Source organism: Leifsonia sp. P73 (assembly GCF_051059105.1).
In the GTDB taxonomy this organism is placed as follows: domain Bacteria; phylum Actinomycetota; class Actinomycetes; order Actinomycetales; family Microbacteriaceae; genus Leifsonia.
Genome location: NZ_CP194931.1, coordinates 2,445,590 through 2,461,958, shown reverse-complemented (window position 1 = coordinate 2,461,958; position 16,369 = coordinate 2,445,590). Strand labels below are relative to the sequence as shown.

19 protein-coding genes and 1 tRNA gene are annotated in these 16,369 nt (G+C 69.0%); 12 read left to right on the top strand and 8 right to left on the bottom strand.

What is annotated here, in order from left to right:
* Positions 1–54: 54 nt before the first annotated feature.
* Positions 55–138: transfer RNA gene (locus ACQ86L_RS12610), tRNA-Leu, on the bottom strand.
* Positions 139–293: 155 nt separating this feature from the next.
* Between ACQ86L_RS12610 and ACQ86L_RS12605 the strand changes: the two genes are divergently transcribed.
* The 7 genes from ACQ86L_RS12605 to pknB all read left to right on the top strand — a co-directional run bounded on the left by ACQ86L_RS12605 (position 294) and on the right by pknB (position 9,213).
* A complete protein-coding gene (locus ACQ86L_RS12605) occupies positions 294–1,016 on the top strand; it encodes an FhaA domain-containing protein (protein WP_434315702.1) in 723 nt (240 codons plus the stop codon).
* Positions 1,003–1,602, top strand: coding sequence for an FHA domain-containing protein FhaB/FipA (locus tag ACQ86L_RS12600; RefSeq protein WP_434315701.1), 600 nt, complete (start codon positions 1,003–1,005; stop codon positions 1,600–1,602). Before ACQ86L_RS12605 ends, ACQ86L_RS12600 begins: the two co-directional genes overlap by 14 nt.
* 3 nt (positions 1,603–1,605) lie before the next feature.
* On the top strand, positions 1,606–2,853 hold the full coding sequence (locus ACQ86L_RS12595; protein WP_434315700.1) for a PP2C family protein-serine/threonine phosphatase: 1,248 nt from the start codon (positions 1,606–1,608) through the stop codon (positions 2,851–2,853).
* A gap of 1 nt (position 2,854) precedes the next feature.
* Entirely contained in the window at positions 2,855–4,234 is a 1,380-nt protein-coding gene (locus ACQ86L_RS12590) for an FtsW/RodA/SpoVE family cell cycle protein (protein ID WP_434315699.1), read from the top strand.
* A 3-nt stretch (positions 4,235–4,237) separates the two neighbouring features.
* Complete coding sequence (locus tag ACQ86L_RS12585; protein ID WP_434315698.1) at positions 4,238–5,692, top strand: peptidoglycan D,D-transpeptidase FtsI family protein; 1,455 nt, start codon at positions 4,238–4,240, stop codon at positions 5,690–5,692.
* Positions 5,689–7,404, top strand: coding sequence for a serine/threonine protein kinase (locus ACQ86L_RS12580; RefSeq protein WP_434315697.1), 1,716 nt, complete (start codon positions 5,689–5,691; stop codon positions 7,402–7,404). Before ACQ86L_RS12585 ends, ACQ86L_RS12580 begins: the two co-directional genes overlap by 4 nt.
* Before the next feature lie 114 nt (positions 7,405–7,518).
* A complete protein-coding gene (gene pknB / locus ACQ86L_RS12575) occupies positions 7,519–9,213 on the top strand; it encodes a Stk1 family PASTA domain-containing Ser/Thr kinase (RefSeq protein WP_434315696.1) in 1,695 nt (564 codons plus the stop codon).
* 21 nt (positions 9,214–9,234) lie between these two features.
* Here pknB and ACQ86L_RS12570 read toward each other — a convergent pair whose 3' ends face one another.
* Genes ACQ86L_RS12570 through ACQ86L_RS12560 form a run of 3 tightly spaced genes read right to left on the bottom strand, consistent with a single transcriptional unit; the run spans position 9,235 to position 10,838 of the window.
* Positions 9,235–9,873: an anthranilate synthase component II gene (locus ACQ86L_RS12570; RefSeq protein ID WP_434315695.1), complete on the bottom strand. Its 639-nt coding sequence runs from the start codon at positions 9,871–9,873 to the stop codon at positions 9,235–9,237.
* The gene (locus ACQ86L_RS12565) at positions 9,870–10,028 is read right to left on the bottom strand and encodes a hypothetical protein (RefSeq protein WP_434315694.1); all 159 of its coding nucleotides are present in this window, start codon (positions 10,026–10,028) and stop codon (positions 9,870–9,872) included. The genes ACQ86L_RS12570 and ACQ86L_RS12565 overlap by 4 nt, the downstream gene beginning before the upstream one ends.
* A gap of 3 nt (positions 10,029–10,031) precedes the next feature.
* Complete coding sequence (locus tag ACQ86L_RS12560; RefSeq protein ID WP_434315693.1) at positions 10,032–10,838, bottom strand: class E sortase; 807 nt, start codon at positions 10,836–10,838, stop codon at positions 10,032–10,034.
* Between the two features lie 108 nt (positions 10,839–10,946).
* Here ACQ86L_RS12560 and ACQ86L_RS12555 point away from each other — a divergent pair, with 108 nt between their 5' ends.
* Positions 10,947–11,207, top strand: a complete 261-nt coding sequence (locus ACQ86L_RS12555) for a cell division protein CrgA (protein WP_434315692.1) — start codon at positions 10,947–10,949, stop codon at positions 11,205–11,207.
* A gap of 180 nt (positions 11,208–11,387) precedes the next feature.
* On the opposite strand, the gene ACQ86L_RS12550 is transcribed toward ACQ86L_RS12555, so the two are convergent.
* Positions 11,388–12,245: a rhomboid family intramembrane serine protease gene (locus tag ACQ86L_RS12550; protein WP_434315691.1), complete on the bottom strand. Its 858-nt coding sequence runs from the start codon at positions 12,243–12,245 to the stop codon at positions 11,388–11,390.
* Positions 12,246–12,272: 27 nt separating this feature from the next.
* The gene (locus ACQ86L_RS12545) at positions 12,273–12,812 is read right to left on the bottom strand and encodes a peptidylprolyl isomerase (RefSeq protein WP_434315690.1); all 540 of its coding nucleotides are present in this window, start codon (positions 12,810–12,812) and stop codon (positions 12,273–12,275) included.
* A 124-nt stretch (positions 12,813–12,936) separates the two neighbouring features.
* Between ACQ86L_RS12545 and ACQ86L_RS12540 the strand changes: the two genes are divergently transcribed.
* The gene (locus tag ACQ86L_RS12540) at positions 12,937–13,491 is read left to right on the top strand and encodes a hypothetical protein (protein ID WP_434315689.1); all 555 of its coding nucleotides are present in this window, start codon (positions 12,937–12,939) and stop codon (positions 13,489–13,491) included.
* An 83-nt stretch (positions 13,492–13,574) separates the two neighbouring features.
* Positions 13,575–13,778: a PspC domain-containing protein gene (locus tag ACQ86L_RS12535; protein ID WP_434315688.1), complete on the top strand. Its 204-nt coding sequence runs from the start codon at positions 13,575–13,577 to the stop codon at positions 13,776–13,778.
* Positions 13,779–13,785: 7 nt separating this feature from the next.
* Here ACQ86L_RS12535 and ACQ86L_RS12530 read toward each other — a convergent pair whose 3' ends face one another.
* Positions 13,786–14,223: an NUDIX hydrolase gene (locus ACQ86L_RS12530; protein ID WP_434315687.1), complete on the bottom strand. Its 438-nt coding sequence runs from the start codon at positions 14,221–14,223 to the stop codon at positions 13,786–13,788.
* 48 nt (positions 14,224–14,271) lie between these two features.
* Between ACQ86L_RS12530 and ACQ86L_RS12525 the strand changes: the two genes are divergently transcribed.
* Together ACQ86L_RS12525 and ACQ86L_RS12520 are read left to right on the top strand one after the other, a co-directional pair.
* Positions 14,272–15,135 carry an Fpg/Nei family DNA glycosylase gene (locus ACQ86L_RS12525; RefSeq protein ID WP_434315686.1) on the top strand — a complete coding sequence of 288 codons (864 nt, stop codon included), beginning with the start codon at positions 14,272–14,274 and terminating at the stop codon, positions 15,133–15,135.
* Between the two features lie 18 nt (positions 15,136–15,153).
* Positions 15,154–15,756: a DUF3800 domain-containing protein gene (locus tag ACQ86L_RS12520; RefSeq protein ID WP_434315685.1), complete on the top strand. Its 603-nt coding sequence runs from the start codon at positions 15,154–15,156 to the stop codon at positions 15,754–15,756.
* A gap of 104 nt (positions 15,757–15,860) precedes the next feature.
* Here the strand turns inward: ACQ86L_RS12520 and ACQ86L_RS12515 are convergent, their stop codons facing one another.
* Entirely contained in the window at positions 15,861–16,292 is a 432-nt protein-coding gene (locus tag ACQ86L_RS12515; RefSeq protein WP_434315684.1) for a rhodanese-like domain-containing protein, read from the bottom strand.
* Positions 16,293–16,369: the final 77 nt, after the last annotated feature.

Here is a 16,369-nt window from a genome sequence, read left to right as displayed (position 1 = left end):
GATGAACACAGAATGGCCGGTTCGACGTCACCCGTCGATCCGGCCATTCGTTCGTGCGCGAGGGGGGACTTGAACCCCCACGCCCTTTCGAGCACTGGCACCTGAAGCCAGCGCGTCTGCCAATTCCGCCACTCGCGCGAACCCAGGAAGACTAACACGACAGCGTGTCCGACAACGAATCCGTCCGTACCCCCTGAGGACGATCTTCACCTGTGAGGCAGCCGTGCGGGGGTGTCTTCCAGGGGGTTCCGACTAACATGCATGTAGCTGGCCAAGCCGGGAGCGGGAGACTAGTGGGCATTCTGGACAACTTCGAGCGGGGGCTCGAGCGCGCCGTCAACGGCGCGTTCGCGAAGACCTTCCGTTCCGGGCTGCAGCCCGTGGAGCTCACGAGCGCCATCCGCAAGGAGATGGACACCAAGGCGGCCGTCGTCTCCCGGGACCGCGTCCTGGCGCCGAACCGCTTCGTCCTGAGGATGTCGGCCGCCGACTACACGCGCATGAGCGCGATGGGCGCCGCGCTCACCGATGAGCTCGTGTCGTTCGCCCAGAAGCACGCCACCAGCCAGCACTACGCGTTCGCCGGCGGGCTCGCCATCGACCTCCGGGAGGACCCCGACATCAGCGTGGGGATGCTCCAGATCGACTCCGAGAACGTCAAGGGCGACGTCGCCTGGACGCCGGTGCTCGACATCGACGGCCGGCACTACCCGCTCACCGGGGGCCGCACGGTCGTCGGCCGCGGGCAGGACGCCGACATCACGGTCGACGACACCGGCATCTCGCGCCGGCACGTCATGATCACCTGGGACGGCCACCGCGCCCAGGTGGAGGACCTCGGCTCCACCAACGGATCGAAGCTGAACGGGCAGCCGGTGAAGAAGGCGATCCTCGAACCCGACTCCGTCGTCACCATCGGACGCACCCGCATCGTCTTCCGGGTGCTCCCGCAGGCGGCGCCCTCCCCGGCTCCGCGCAGGGCGACAACTTCTGGAGCACCTCGTGAACCCGAGTGAGCTCACCCTCCTGGTGCTGCGGTTCGGCTTCCTGCTGCTGCTGTGGCTGTTCGTGTTCGGCATCGTCTACGCCCTCCGCACCGACCTGTTCGGCCAGCGCGTGCGCAAGCTCCCGGAGTCGCAGGCGGCCGCGTCACCGTTCCCGACCCCGGCAGCCGCTTCCGCTCCCGCTCCGGCCCCCGCCCCGGTCGCCGTTCCCGCCGGCCCGACCGAGCCGGTGATGAAGCACGCCCCCGTGTCCAGCCTGCCTGCCGGCGCCAACACCGCCGGCGGCGGCACGAACGCGAGCGTCCAGACGGCGCACCGCCTCGTCCTCACCTCCGGACCGCGCGCCGGCACGGAGCTCGCGCTCGGCCGCGACCCCATCACCATCGGCCGCTCCAGCGAGTCCGGGCTGGTCATCCGCGACGACTACACCTCCACCCACCACGCCCGCCTGCTCCTGTGGAACGACGAGTGGATGATCCAGGATCTGGACTCGACCAACGGCACGTTCCTCGACGGCCGCCGCGTCACCGTCCCGACCCAGGTCCCGCTCGACACCCCGATCAAGATCGGGACGACCACATTCGAGCTGCGACGGTAACCCGTGGCAGGCAATCGGGCAGCGGCCGTCTCCCACGTCGGGAAGATCCGCTCGAACAACCAGGACTCCGGCTATGCCGGTCATGAGCTGTTCGTGGTGGCCGACGGCATGGGCGGCCATGCCGGCGGGGACGTCGCCAGCGCGATCGCGGTCAACCGCATCAAGGAGGCCGACGGCGAGTACGAGACGGCGACGGAGGCGGAGTTCGCCCTCCAATCCGCGCTGATCGCCGCCAACTCGCTGCTCGCCGAGACCGTCTTCGAGCATCCGGAGCTCACCGGGATGGGCACCACCGTCAGCGCGCTGATGCGGGTCGGCGACGAGATGGCCATCGCCCACATCGGCGACTCCCGCATCTACCTCTTCCGCGACGGCGAGCTCAGCCAGGTCTCAGTCGACCACACCTTCGTGCAGCGGCTGGTCGACAGCGGCCGCATCACGGAGGAGGAGGCGATGGTCCACCCGCGCCGCTCCGTGCTGATGCGCGTGCTCGGCGACGTCGACGCATCCCCCGAGATCGACACCATCATCCTCGCGACGCGGCCGGGCGACCGCTGGCTGATCTGCTCGGACGGCCTCAGCGGCGTCGTGAAGCACGACGACCTTCTCGCGGCCCTCGCCACGCGCGACGCGCCCAAGCAGGTCGCGGAGAAGCTCCTCAAGCAGAGCCTCGACGCCGGCGCTCCCGACAACGTCACGGTGGTGATCCTCGACATCGCGGACGTCGCGCGGGGCGACATCATGAAGGAGCCGGTCACGGTCGGCTCGGCGTCGGCCCCCCTCCAGTTCGGCGAGCCCAAGCCCGCCACCCGCGCCACGCGCCTCCCGACCCTCCGCCTCCACCCGGTGCGGCCCGCCACCGGCCCGACGCACTTCGAGCCGCAGTCGGACGACTACTTCGACGAGCTGATCGAGGAGGACGAGCGCCGGGCGCGCCGCCGCCGGCTCACCTGGATGATCGGGCTGGCGGTGCTCGTCGTCGCGATCGTGCTCGCGGTGCTCGTCGGGTACCAGTGGACCCAGTCCCGGTTCTTCGTCGGCTCCACGCCCGCGGGCAAGGTCGCCATCTACCAGGGCGTGCAGCAGAACCTCGGGCCGATCGTGCTCTCACATGTGTACGAGGAGTCCGCCGTGACGGTGAAGAGCCTCCCGCAGTACGACAAGCAGCTCGTGCAGCAGACCATCAACGCGGACGACCTGGCGGCCGCCCGCGCGATCGTGGACCAGTTGACCGATGCCGCAAAACAGTAGCGTGAGCGAGCGGAAGCAGGCCAGGCCGGCCACCGGCCCGGTCAAGCGGCTGCGCCTGCCCGCCAAGCAGCGCAACCTCGAACTGCTGCTCCTGATCCTCGCCTGCGGCATCAACGCCGCGGCGGTCGTCCTCGTGCAGCTCGGCGCCCTGGGCCACCTGGACCTCACGCTCGTCTACCTCGGCGCCGGCCTGTCCGCACTCGTGCTCGGGATGCACATCGCGCTGCGGATCGTCGCCCCGCAGGCCGACCCGTTCCTGCTGCCGATCGCCACCGTCCTGACCGGTATCGGGATCGCGGAGATCTACCGGATCGACATCCACTTCAAGGACGCCGGCTGGGCCAGCGCGGGCGTCAAGCAGATCGCCTGGGCCGCCATCGCCATCGTGTGCGCCATCGCGGTCATCGTCGTCATCCGCAACCACCGCGTCCTGCAGCGCTACACCTACATCTTCGGCCTCGCCGCGCTGGTGCTGCTGCTCCTGCCGATGCTGCCGGGCATCGGCAAGGAGATCTACGGCGCCCGCGTCTGGATCGGCATCGGTCCGTTCAGCTTCCAGCCGGGCGAGCTCGCCAAGCTGTGCCTCGCGATCTTCTTCGCGGGCTATCTGGTGCAGGCCAGGGACTCGCTGTCGATGGTGGGCAAGAAGTTCCTCGGCATCCGCTTCCCGCGCGCCCGCGACCTCGGCCCGCTGCTCATCGTGTGGCTGATGTCGATGGCGGTCATCGTCTTCCAGCGCGACCTCGGAACGGGCCTCCTCATCTTCGGGCTGTTCCTCGTGATGGTGTACGTCGCCACCGCCCGGATCAGCTGGGTCATCCTGGGCCTGGTGCTGATCGTCGGCGGCGCCGTCGTCGCGAGCCAACTCCTCCCGTACGTGCACGACCGCTTCGCGAACTGGCTCGACCCGTTCTCCCAGAAGGTCTACGACGCCCAGGGCGGCAGCTTCCAGCTCGTCCAGGGCCTCTTCGGCCTCGCGCACGGCGGCCTCATCGGCACCGGGCTCGGCCAGGGCCAGCCGTGGGTCACCCCGGTGTCGCAGAGCGACTACATCATCGCGAGCCTCGGCGAGGAGCTCGGTCTCGCCGGCCTGTTCGCGATCTTCGCGCTGTACCTGATCTTCGTCGCGCGCGGTCTGCGGATCGGCTTCGCAGGCCAGGACGACTTCGGCAAGCTCCTCGCGGTGGGACTGTCGTTCACCGTGGGCCTGCAGTGCTTCATCGTCATCGGCGGTGTGACGCGTGTGATCCCGCTCACCGGTCTGACGACGCCGTTCCTCGCGGCGGGAGGCTCGTCCCTAGTGGCCAACTGGATCATCGTGGCGCTGCTGCTGCGGCTGTCCGACACGGTCCGCAACCAACCCCGTCTGGTGGTGAGCTGAACGATGAATCGCGAGATCAAGCGGGTCAGCACGATCGTGCTGGTGATGTTCCTGGCGCTCCTGGTGTCCACGTCGATCCTGCAGGCGTTCCAGGCGGACAGCCTGACCGCCGACGCGCGGAACACCCGGGCGCGCAACGACAGCTACGCGGCCCAGCGCGGCGCGATCCTCGTCGCGGGCCAGCCGATCGCGCAGTCCGTGCCCTCGAACGACGTCTACAAGTGGCAGCGCGAGTACAGCAACGGGCCGCTGTACTCGGCGGTGACCGGCTTCTACCCGGTCAACGGCGAGGCGACCGGACTGGAGGGCGCCCTCGACGACCGGCTGTCCGGCACCTCCAACTCGCAGTTCTTCGAGCGGATCAACTCGATCCTGACCGGCAAGAACCCGCAGGGCGCGACGGTCGAGACGACGATCGACCCGAAGGCGCAGCAGGCGGCCTGGGACGCGCTCGGCGACTACCAGGGCGCGGTGGTGCTGCTGGAGCCGAAGACCGGCAAGATCCTCGCGATGGTGTCGAAGCCCACCTACGACCCGAACGTCCTGGCCTCGCACGACACCGCTGCCGTCAACACGGCCTACCAGCAGCTCCTCGCCACCTCGGGGAGCCCGCTCACCAACCGCACCATCGGCGGCAGCCTCAACCCGCCCGGCTCCACGTTCAAGCCGGTGATGAGCGCCGCGGCCTTCGGGACGGGCCAGTACACCAAGGACAGCCAGCTCCCGAACGTGGCCTCACTCCCGCTCCCCGGCTCCCCGACCGTCGTCAAGAACGACTCGCTGACCACCTGCGGCCCCGGCGCGACGGTGTCGATCGCGACCGCGCAGATCCTCTCCTGCAACATCCCGTTCGCCGAGCTCGGGATGCAGCTCCAGCCGCAGGTCATCAAGGACCAGGCGGACAAGTTCGGCTTCAACCAGTCTCTGAGCATCCCGATCCCCGTCGAGAAGAGCGTCTACCCGCTCTACACCGACCCGGCGGAGCGGGCACTCGGCTCGTTCGGACAGAAGGACGACCGCGCGACCCCGCTGCAGATGGCGATGGTGTCGGCCGCGGTCGCGAACGGCGGCAAGCTGATGACGCCGAACCTGGTCGACTCGATCCGATCCTCGGATCTGCAGCCGATCGAGACGTTCCAGCCCCAGCAGTTCTCGCAGCCGATGAGCCAGCAGAACGCCGACACCATCAAGCAGATGATGGTCGACGGCGTCGATCACGGTGTTGCGAGCAATGCAAGAATAGACGGGGTCGAGGTCGGCGGTAAGACGGGGACGGCGCAGAACGGGGCGAACGACCCGTACACGCTGTGGTTCACCGGGTTCGCGCCGGCGAACGACCCTCAGTTCGCTGTTGCGGTAGTCGTTGAAAATGGCGGTGGACGCGGTCAGGACGGCACGGGTAACTCCATCGCCGCGCCGATCGCGAAAAAAGTACTAGAGGCGGTGCTGAATAAATGAGACCCACAGCAGGGCTCACCTTCGGAGGACGTTACGAGCTGCAGTCGCGCATCGCGATCGGCGGCATGGGCGAGGTCTGGCAGGCGACCGATCTGGTCATCGGCCGCACCGTCGCGATCAAGATCCTCAAGGACGAGTACCTCGGCGACCCCGGCTTCCTCGAGCGCTTCCGCGCGGAGGCCAGGCACGCCGCGCTCGTCAACCACGAAGGCATCGCGAACGTCTACGACTACGGCGAGGAGGAGGGCAGCGCCTTCCTCGTGATGGAGCTGGTGCCCGGTGAGGCGCTCTCCACCATCCTCGAGCGCGAGCATGTGCTCAGCACCGACCGCACCCTCGACATCGTCGCGCAGACCGCCGCCGCACTCCACGCCGCGCACGCCGCCGGGCTGGTCCACCGCGACATCAAGCCGGGCAACCTCCTGATCACGCCGGACGGCCGGGTCAAGATCACCGACTTCGGCATCGCCCGCATCGCCGACCAGGTCCCGCTCACCGCCACGGGCCAGGTCATGGGTACGGTGCAGTACCTGTCCCCGGAGCAGGCGTCGGGCCACCCGGCCTCGCCGACCACCGACATCTACTCGCTCGGCATCGTCGCCTACGAGTGCCTCGCGGGCCGCCGGCCGTTCACCGGCGAGTCGCAGGTCGCCATCGCGATGGCGCAGATCAACGAGGCGCCGCCGGAGCTCCCGGCCACGGTCGCCGAGCCGGTTCGCAACCTCGTCTTCGCCTGCATCGCCAAGAACCCCGCCGACCGCCCGGCCTCGGCTGCGCACCTTGCGCGCGCGGCGCAGGCCCTGCGCCGCGGCGACATCCGTGCCGCGGCCGCGTCGGTGCCCGCCGTGCTCGGCGCGGCGGTCGCCGCCGACGCCGCGACCGTGCTGATGACCTCCCCCAACGCCGCCCCGACCCAGGCCACCACCGTGCTGCCCGCCGCGGCGGCCGGCGCCGCCGTCGAGGAGGAGGAGACCGAGGAGCCGGTCGAGGAGAAGAAGCGCAGCCCGTGGACCTGGCCGCTCATCGCCCTCATCGCGCTCCTGGCGCTGGTCCTGATCGGGACGATCATCGCGCTGCTCGCGCAGCCCAAGACCCCGGTCGCGACGACGACCACGACGCCGCCCGTCGTCCACACCACCCCGCCGGCCTCGCCGACTCCGTCGGCCACCCCGACCAGCACGACGGTGCAGATCAGCGAGGGCGACTACCTCGGCCTGACCGCCGACCAGGCCAGGCAGAAGCTCCAGGGCGTCGGGATGGTCGCCGACGTGCAGACCGGCTCGGCGGCGTCCTCCGCCGGCCAGGTCAACACGGTGTACTCGGTCAACCCGACCGGCCCCGTGCAGAAGGGCACGACGATCACGGTCAAGGTGTACGGACCGGTGACGCCGATCCCGACGCCGAGCGACACGGTCTCGGCCAACCCGCCGTCCGGCCAGGGAGCCGCCAACTCGCAGATCACGGTGTCATTCGGCTCGGCGACCTGCCCGGCGGGCCAGAACCTCACCGGGCGCCGGCTGTTCGTCAACGGGCAGCCGCAGGCCCCGGTCAACGACTCCAAGTTCACCTGGTCGCCGACGGCAGCGGGCAGCTACACGCTCAGCTACTCGATCTTCTGCAACCAGGGCGAGTCGGTCGAGTCCGCCCAGTCGCCCACGACCCCGTACACGGTGGTGGCCGCCAACGGCTCGACCGCCCTCCCCACGCCGTGATGGCAGCCGCGCCGCGCTGACGACGTTCGGTCTGCCCCCGCCCGGGGGAGACATCCAGAGTCGGACCGCTACACTATCCGGAGCCACCAGCCACCACCCGAAAAGGAGCCCGTCTTGAGCCCAGATAGCCGCCTGCTCGCAGGCCGATATCAGGTGGGCGAGCTCGTCGGGCGTGGCGGCATGTCCGACGTGCACCGCGGGACGGACACCCGGCTGGGCCGCACGGTCGCCATCAAGCTGCTCAAGCCGTCCTTGGCCACCGATCCGGCGTTCCGCACGCGCTTCCGCCAGGAGGCCCAGGCCGCGGCGCGGATGACGCACCCGACCATCGTGCGGGTGTTCGACGCCGGCGAGGAGACGGTCCGCGAGCCGAACGGGCACGAGGCGCAGCTCCCCTTCATCGTGATGGAGTACGTCGACGGCGTTCTTCTGAAAGATCTCATCAAGCGTGGCCCGCTGGAGGTCGCCGAGGCCGTCCGGATCACCGAGGGCATCCTGACGGCCCTCGAGTACTCGCACCGCGCGGGCGTGGTGCACCGCGACATCAAGCCGGGCAACGTCATGATCACGACGACCGGCCAGGTCAAGGTGATGGACTTCGGCATCGCCCGCGCCATCAGCGACTCCTCGGCCACGGTCGCGCAGACGACCGCGGTGCTCGGCACCGCCAGCTACTTCTCGCCCGAGCAGGCCAAGGGCGAGACGGTCGACGCCCGCACCGACCTCTACTCGACCGGCGTCGTCCTGTTCGAGATGCTGACCGGCCGGCCGCCGTTCCGCGGCGACACCCCGGTCGCCGTCGCCTATCAGCACGTCAGCGAGACGGCCGTCGCGCCGAGCACCGTGAACCCCAAGGTCTCGCCGGCGATGGACACCGTGGTCGCCCGCGCCCTCACCAAGGACCGCTTCGAGCGCTACCAGACGGTCGCCGACTTCCGTCACGACCTGGAGGAGGCCGCCGCAGGGCGTGTCCCCGTCCACAAGCAGCCCGACGAGTTCTCCGAGACGCTCTTCGGGGCGCCGCCGAGCTCGGTCTCCGGCCCCGAAGCCGCCTTCCGCCAGCTCGCGGAGGACCAGACGATGGTCCGCACGCAGCGCCGCCCACCGGTCATCTGGATCTGGGCCGGCATCGCCGTGATGGCGGTGGTCATCGTCGCCGTCCTCGCCTGGGTGCTGAGGATCGGGCCGAGCACGACCATGCCGGACAGCTCCCGCCAGGTTCCCAACCTGTCCGGGCAGACACTCGACAAGGCCACGAAGCAGCTGGAGGACCTCAAGCTCAAGTGGACGCAGTCCACGGAGGCCAGCTCCACCTACGAGCAGGGTCAGGTCATCCGCACCGACCCGGCCGCCGGGATCGTGGTGGCCACCGGCGACACGATCAACGTCTTCGTGTCCACGGGCAAGAAGGCCGTCTCCGTCCCCGACCTCACCAACATGACGCAGGACGCCGCGAAACAGGCGCTGACGGCGGCGGGACTCACCCTCGGCCCGGTCACGACCCAGAACTCGGCGACCGTGCCGGCCAACGTCGTCATCCAGACCGCGCCTGCCGCCGGAAGCAACGCCCACGAGGGCGACGCCATCGCGCTCACGGTCTCCAGCGGCAAGGTCACGCTGACAGACCTCACCGGCCAGTCCCTGCCTGCGGCGACTTCGCTGCTCCAGCAGCTCGGTCTGACGGCGGATCCGAAGGCCGACTCGACCTGCAAGCAGAACAGCGGCGCTCCGCTGGTGCACACGCAGACGGTCGCGCCGGGCGACGTGCCCCAGGGGAGCACGGTCGGCCTCACCTACTGCTCGGGCTGACCCAGCGGGAGGCGCGTCGCCTCAGCCCAGCTTGACGAGCGGGTTGAGCGACCGGGACGCCTCGGCGGCGCCGGCGAGACCGGCCTTCTCCAGCCAGTTGCCGAGCATCCGGTAACCGCCCTCGGTGAGCACCGACTCCGGGTGGAACTGCACGCCGTAGATGGGCGCGGTCGTGTGCTGCAGCGCCATGATCACGCCGCCGGCCGTGCGCGCCGTGATGACGAGCTCGTCGGGGAGGGTGCCATCCACGACCGCCAGCGAGTGGTAGCGCGTCGCGGTGAACGGCTGCGGCACGCCGTCGAACAGCAGGCTGTCGTCGTGCTCGACCTGTGAGGTCTTGCCGTGCATCAGCTCCTCGGCGTTGGTGACCACGCCCCCGAACGCCTCCGCGATCGCCTGGTGCCCGAGGCAGACCCCGAGCAGCGGCTTCCCGGCCTTCAGCGCGAGCTCCACGACCGGGATGGACACCCCGGCGTCGGCCGGCTTGCCCGGCCCGGGCGACACCAGCACCGCGTCGAACTCCGCGACGCGCGCCGGCAGGTCCTCGATCGCGATGTCGTCGTTGCGGACGACCTCGGTCTCGGCGCCGAGCTCACGCAGGTAGCCGTTGAGCGTGTAGACGAAGCTGTCGTAGTTGTCGATGACGAGTACGCGGGTCACGGCCCAACGGTACCTTCCTGGGGTCCGAGGAGCGAATCCACCCAGGGGAAGACCCACGTCACCAGCGCCCACAGCACGACCGCGAACACGACCACCAGGAGGACGATGCGCAGCCACACCGGTCCGGGCAGGATGCGCCACAGTGCTCCGTACATGGGTCAGCCTCCCGTCACCGCGGCGCGGATCTCGTTCGGAACGTCCTGCGTGGGCTGGTAGCCCGCGTAGACGTTGTAGGCGATCAGCCGCTCGCCCGCGTGGAACGGCGGGTTGCACGTCGTGATCGTCATGAGCCTGTCGACGGGCTGGACGTCGGGATGGTGCGGCACCGACGCGATCACCTGCACCTGCGTGGGCTGCACGTACTCGAAGTTGCGGAATACGTAGGTGTACCAGCCGTCCTTGGTCTGCACGTAGATGCGGTCGCCGAGGTGCAGCTTGGACAGGTCGATGAAGGTGTTGCCCCAGCCCGAGTCGTGGCCGGCGACGGCGAAGTTGCCGACCTCTCCCGGCATGGCCGTGCCGGAATAGTGCCCGACGCCCGCGGTGTAGCTGTTGAGGACCTTCTCGACATCGACCGTCTCGCGGATCGTGCGCTTCCAGTCCGGCCCGAGGCGCGGGATGTAGATCACGGCGAACGGCTCGTAGTCCGCGGGCTGCGCCATCACGGGAGGGTCGACCGCCTCCGGAGACGCCGGGTCCGTCGGTGTCGGCTGCGGGGCCTTGATCGCGTCGTCGATCCACTTCTTGCTCTGCTCTTGCGCCGCCGAGGTCTGCTGGCCCGACAGGACGAGGTTGTTCCACCACACCTGCCAGCCGAGGAAGAGGCCGACCAGCACTCCAGCCGTGATGAGCAGCTCACCGATGACGGTGAGGACCACCTCGCCGGCGCTGCGCTTGCGGCGGCGAGGCCGGGCCGCGCGGCGCGAGCCGGCGCGGTAGCGCTCGGGCTCAGCGGGCTCGGTCATATGACACATTCTAAGCGGGAGCGCGCCCCGCCAAACCGGGTGTTTCCCGGGAACTGCACGCCTGCATCGCCACGAACGTCCAGACCGCTCCCGCTACACTTGTGTGCTATGGCACGCACCAAGTCCAAGACCAAGCTCGAGCGCTCCGCCCGTCCCGAGCGCAGCTCGGCCGCAACCGGCGATGACGCCCCCAACCCCGTCTGGTTCAAGCCCGTCATGTTCGGCTTCATGCTGCTCGGGCTCATCTGGATCATCGTCTTCTACGTCAGCCAGAACCAGTACCCGATCCCGGCCCTCGGCGCCTGGAACATCCTGGTCGGCTTCGGGATCGCCTTCATCGGCTTCCTCATGACGACCCGCTGGCGCTGACCGCGTCCTCGACCGCAATTCCTCCACTTATCCACAGCACTTCTCCCCACAGCCCACAGCCCCGCAGTCGGCTTCTCCCCAGTGTTAATAAGCCTGTGGAGAGTTACACCGGTGTAATTATCCCCACTGTTAATAAGGCTGTGGATAACTTATCCACGCGTTGTGGGGAAGTGCCCGGCGTCAGACGAAGTGCAGCAGGCTCGCGCCCACGAGCACCGCGCAGAGCACCACGATGAGCGGGGTCTGCCAGCGGCGGCGCGACGGCATGCGCGTCTCGACGTAGATCAGTCCGGCCAGGGCGCCGCCGACGAGACCGCCGACGTGCGCCTGCCACGCGATGTTCATGCCCGGCAGGAAGCCGATCGCCAGGTTGAGTCCGACCAGCACCAGGATCTGCATCCCGTTGCCGCCGAGCCGGCGTTGGATGATGAAGAAGGCGCCCAGCATGCCGAAGATCGCGCCGGACGCGCCGATGACCGGCTGGTTGGCCGGAGAGAGCAGCAGCACGCCGAGCGAGCCGGCGAACCCGCTGATCAGGAACAGCGTGAGGAAGCGCGCGCGCCCGAGCACGGGCTCCAGCGCCATCCCGAAGATCCACAGCGTGTACATGTTGAGCGCGATGTGGATGATGTTCGCGTGCAGGAAGACCGAGGTCAGCATCCGCCACGGCTCGAACGCGAGCACCGGCGACAGCGAGTGGGTCGGGTACGAGTAGGCGCCGGCGTAGAGCAGGGAGTTCGTGACCTGATTGCCGATCACGGGCAGGTTCTGCAGGATGAACACCACGACGCAGATGCCGATGATCGCGTAGGTGACCACGGGTGCTCCCGGGCCGGTCAGCCGGGACACCCACGGCGAGCGGGTGCGGGGCGCGGTGGCACGCTGCTGCGCCATGCACTCCGGGCAGATCACTCCCACCGCGGCGGGAGTCTGGCACTCGCCGCAGATCGCGCGCCCGCAGCGTTGGCAGCGCACATGGCTGACGCGATCGGGATGCCGGTAGCAGACGCTCGCCGGAGCGTCGACGGGCTGAGACATGGTTCCCTCTCCGCCCTCCAGCAGAACTCAGGCCTGGTCGATCTCGACCGACTCGATCACGACGTCGTCGAGGGGACGGTCGCGGGCGTCGGTCGGCAGCTCGGCGAGCTTGTCGACGATCTTGCGGGACGCGTCGTCCGCGACCTCGCCGAAGATCGTGTGCTTGCCCTGCAGCCACGTGGTGGGCGCCACGGTGATGAAGAACTGCGAGCCGTTCGTGCCGCGGCCGCCCTGGACACCCGCGTTGGCCATCGCGAGGATGTACGGCTGGGTGAAGTCGAGCTCAGGGTTGATCTCGTCGTCGAACTGGTAGCCGGGGCCGCCGATGCCCTGACCGAGCGGGTCGCCGCCCTGGATCATGAAGCCGGGGATGATGCGGTGGAAGACCACGCCGTCGTAGAGCGGCTTGTTGGTCTTCTCGCCGGAGGCGGGGTGCGTCCACTCGATCTCACCGGTCGCGAGGCCCACGAAGTTACGGACCGTCTTCGGAGCGTGGTTGCCGAAGAGGTTGACCTTGATGTCTCCGTAGTTAGTGTGGAGCGTGGCGACAGCGGTGTGCTTAGACATGCCACTAATTCTTGCACAGGGCCCAGTTGGGTTTCGGGAGCGCACTTCGGCTCTCGGGCCATCCTCAGGGCTTTCGGTGGCAAGATGGAGTGAGTTCGCCCAGCCGACGCAATGGAGGTCCAAAATGAGCCTGACACGGAAGCGCCAGAAGGAGCTCGACCGTCTGCGGAGTGACGCGCAGGAGCTGTGGGGGCAGCAGCAGGAAGTGATCGCGAACGCCAACGCTCTGGCCGCCGCCGCCCGCAAGCAGGCCGCGCACTACTCGCGTGAGGAGCTGGCCCCGCGGGTGCGCGAGGGCTACGACTCGTACGTGCGTCCCGTGGCCCAGACGGCCAGGGACTCTGCCGGCCGTTATGCGGGCGTCGCACGCGACCGCCTCGTCGGCGACGTGATCCCGGCCGTCGGCACCGCCGTCGGAACCGCGCTCTCGGTCGTCGACCACGCACGGGCCGCACGCAGCGCCGCCTTCGCCGGTGATTTCACCAAGGCGCGCAAGGAGATCACCAAGAAGGCCTCCGCGGCGTCCCGTAACTCCGGCCCAGGAGCCGGCACGATCATCGCGGTCGGCCTGGGCGTCATCGCGGCTGCCGGCCTGCTCTACGCGGTCTGGCAGACCTTCCGCGCGGACGACGAGCTCTGGGTCGCCGACGAGGAGCCCTCGACTCCCGCCGCGGAGTAGTCCTTCGGAGTACGGTCGACCCCAGGGTCGAATCGGGGGTTTCCCCGATGGTGCTCCGGTCTCGTGATGACGAGGCTGGAGTCATGAACACTCTGCAACGACCCCTCGACGGCCGCATCCTCGGCGGCGTCTGCGCCGGACTGGCCGACCGTTTCGGTGTGAAGCCACTGACCGTACGACTGCTGTTCCTGCTGTCCCTGCTGCTGCCGGGACCGCAGTTCATCGCCTACATCGCGATGTGGATCATCATCCCGTCCGAGCAGCGCCCGGTCACCAGGGTGGCCTGACCGCCGTTCAGCGCTGCGGACGGGCCAAGTCGCCGAGACCGGCCATGCGCAGCGCGACGTCGACCAGGTCGACCCTCCGGTTCGGGATGCTCGCCAACGCGAACCATGCGGCCTCGTCCGTCGTCCCGTCGAGCTCGTTCCTCAGGCTCCCGCCGGTGACGGTTGCGCGGTAGACGATCCGGAGCGCGTGCAGCGGCCCGGCCTCCGGGGCGAAGCGCGCCTCGGCGGGGACGATCTTCGAGTCGATGCCGAGCAGCTCGTCCGCCCGCGCCTCGAAGCCGGTCTCCTCCTCGATCTCGCGCACCACCGCGTCGAGCGGGTCTTCGCCGGGCTCGATGCCGCCGCCGGGCAGCGTCCACCCGGAGCGGCCGCTCTCGTTCCAGTGGGCGAGCAGGATGCGCGGCCCGTCCACGATGACGCCGTAGGCGGCGACCCTGATGTCCATTCCGACACCCTACTGCCGCTGGTCGGCGGAGAGCGGCAGTATGGGGTGGTGCCCGAACTGCCGGAAGTCACCGCCCTCGCCGCCGACCTGGGCGAGCGGCTGACCGGTCGCGTCATCGACCGGCTCAGCATCGTCGCGTTCTCCGCGTTGAAGACGTTCGATCCGCCGCCCGAGGCGCTGAAGGGGCTGACGATCACCGGGGTCAGCCGGCACGGCAAGTTCCTCGACATCGCAGCCGGCGGCCTGCATGTCGTCATCCATCTCGCGCGGGCCGGCTGGATCCGCTGGCGCGAGACCCCGCCGCCCCCGCCGACCGGGCGGCCCAGCAGGGGACCACTTGCTGCACGCCTGGTGCTCGATGACGGCTCCGGCCTGGACATCACTGAGGCCGGCACGAAGAAGAGTCTCGCCATCTCCATCGTCCGCGATCCGGCGGAGGTGCCCGGCGTCGCGCGCCTCGGCCCGGACCCCCTCGACGCGGCGTTCACCCGGGACGCATTCGCCGCCATCCTCGCCGGCCAGGGCCGCGCGCAGATCAAGGGCGTGCTGCGCAATCAGGCTTTGATCGCCGGAATCGGCAACGCCTACTCCGACGAGATCCTGCACGTCGCGAAGATGTCCCCCTTCAAGCCCGCCTCGATGAGCGCAGAGGAGGTCGACCGCCTCTACGCCGCGCTCGAGGAGACGCTGCACGAGGCCCTCGCCCGCTCGGAGGGCCTGGCCGCGTCGGAGCTGAAGAGCGAGAAGAAGTCCGGGATGCGCGTCCACGGGCGCACCGGCCAGCCGTGCCCGGTCTGCGGCGACACGATCCGGCAGGTGATCTTCGCGGACTCCACGCTGCAGTACTGCCCGACCTGCCAGACCGGGGGAAAGCCGCTGGCGGATCGGGTGCTGTCCCGGTTGCTCAAGTAGAGTTTCAGTAAGAGCGGCTTGAACGACATCGCCGGTCTCGTGTCGGCCCACGTGCCCTCATTCGATCCTCGCGCCGAGTTTCACGCCGTCGACATGTTTCATGGGCGCCGCGACTGGCGCGCTGTTCCGCTGGCGTGGAGGGTGAAGGCGTGTGACCTCGTCGCCAAGGTGCTCGCACGTTCGACTGTCGCGTACGTGTTCCGGGGTGTCGACCTCGTTGCGCTGAGCTCGCGATATCGTCGTCCGCATCCCCCCATCTCCTCACGCTCGCGCACACGCTCGCTGAGGTCCAGCGTCAGCTCGCGGCACGATCAGGATGCATTGGGCTTGGTCTTGGCCGACGAGCATCACGCGGCGACAGGTGCTCGCCGCAGTCTTCGCGACTTCAAATCCGCTGCGGCGCCGGGATACACGACCGACGCCCTCCACTGCATCGCGGACACGATCTACTTCGGGCCGTCCCACGAAAGCCGGCTCCTCCAGGCGGCCGACGTGGCGACGTTCTTCGTCAACCGCGCTCGAACGATCGAAGAACGCGATCCACGATCTCGACGTGCCGTCGCCAAGATCGTCGCCAACGTGCGATCGATCACCCTCACCGAATACGTATGGTGCCCGTGAAAAACACAACGCCCCGCGTCGGCGGGGCGTTGGCAGGTGCGGGAGTCCCTGAGGAGTCCTGCTCGAAATATCTTATCCCACCGACCCGGCCGCGTCCACCTCCATCAACACGCGCAGCTCACCGCACCCACCGGCGCGGTCAGCGGGTCCGCCGCACGCTCCACAGGCCCGTGGTCGTCCTCGACCGGAAGGCCTTCGCGTGCCCAGTACTCGAAGCCGCCGATCAGCTCGCGCACCTCGTAGCCTCGCAGACTGAACGCGAGGGCGGCACGGGTCGCTCCGTTGCAGCCCGGGCCCCAGCAGTAGACCACCACGGGCAGGTCGAGCGGCACGAGCGCGCCGGCCCGAGCGGCGATCTCCGCCGTCGGGAGGTGGACGGCGCCCGTTATCCGGCCCTGCGCCCACGCCGCATCGCCGCGGCTGTCGATCAACGTGAAGCGGTCCCCCGCCAGTTGCGCCGCGCGCACGTCGGAGGGATCGGTCTCGAAGCGGAGCTTGGCCGCGAAGTGCTGCGCGGCCTCGGAGGTCGTCGTCATGGACACAACAGTAGGGAGGTCGGAGCGCTATTTGAACAGGCGATCCACGGCATTCGACCTCATTGACCGTGAATCGC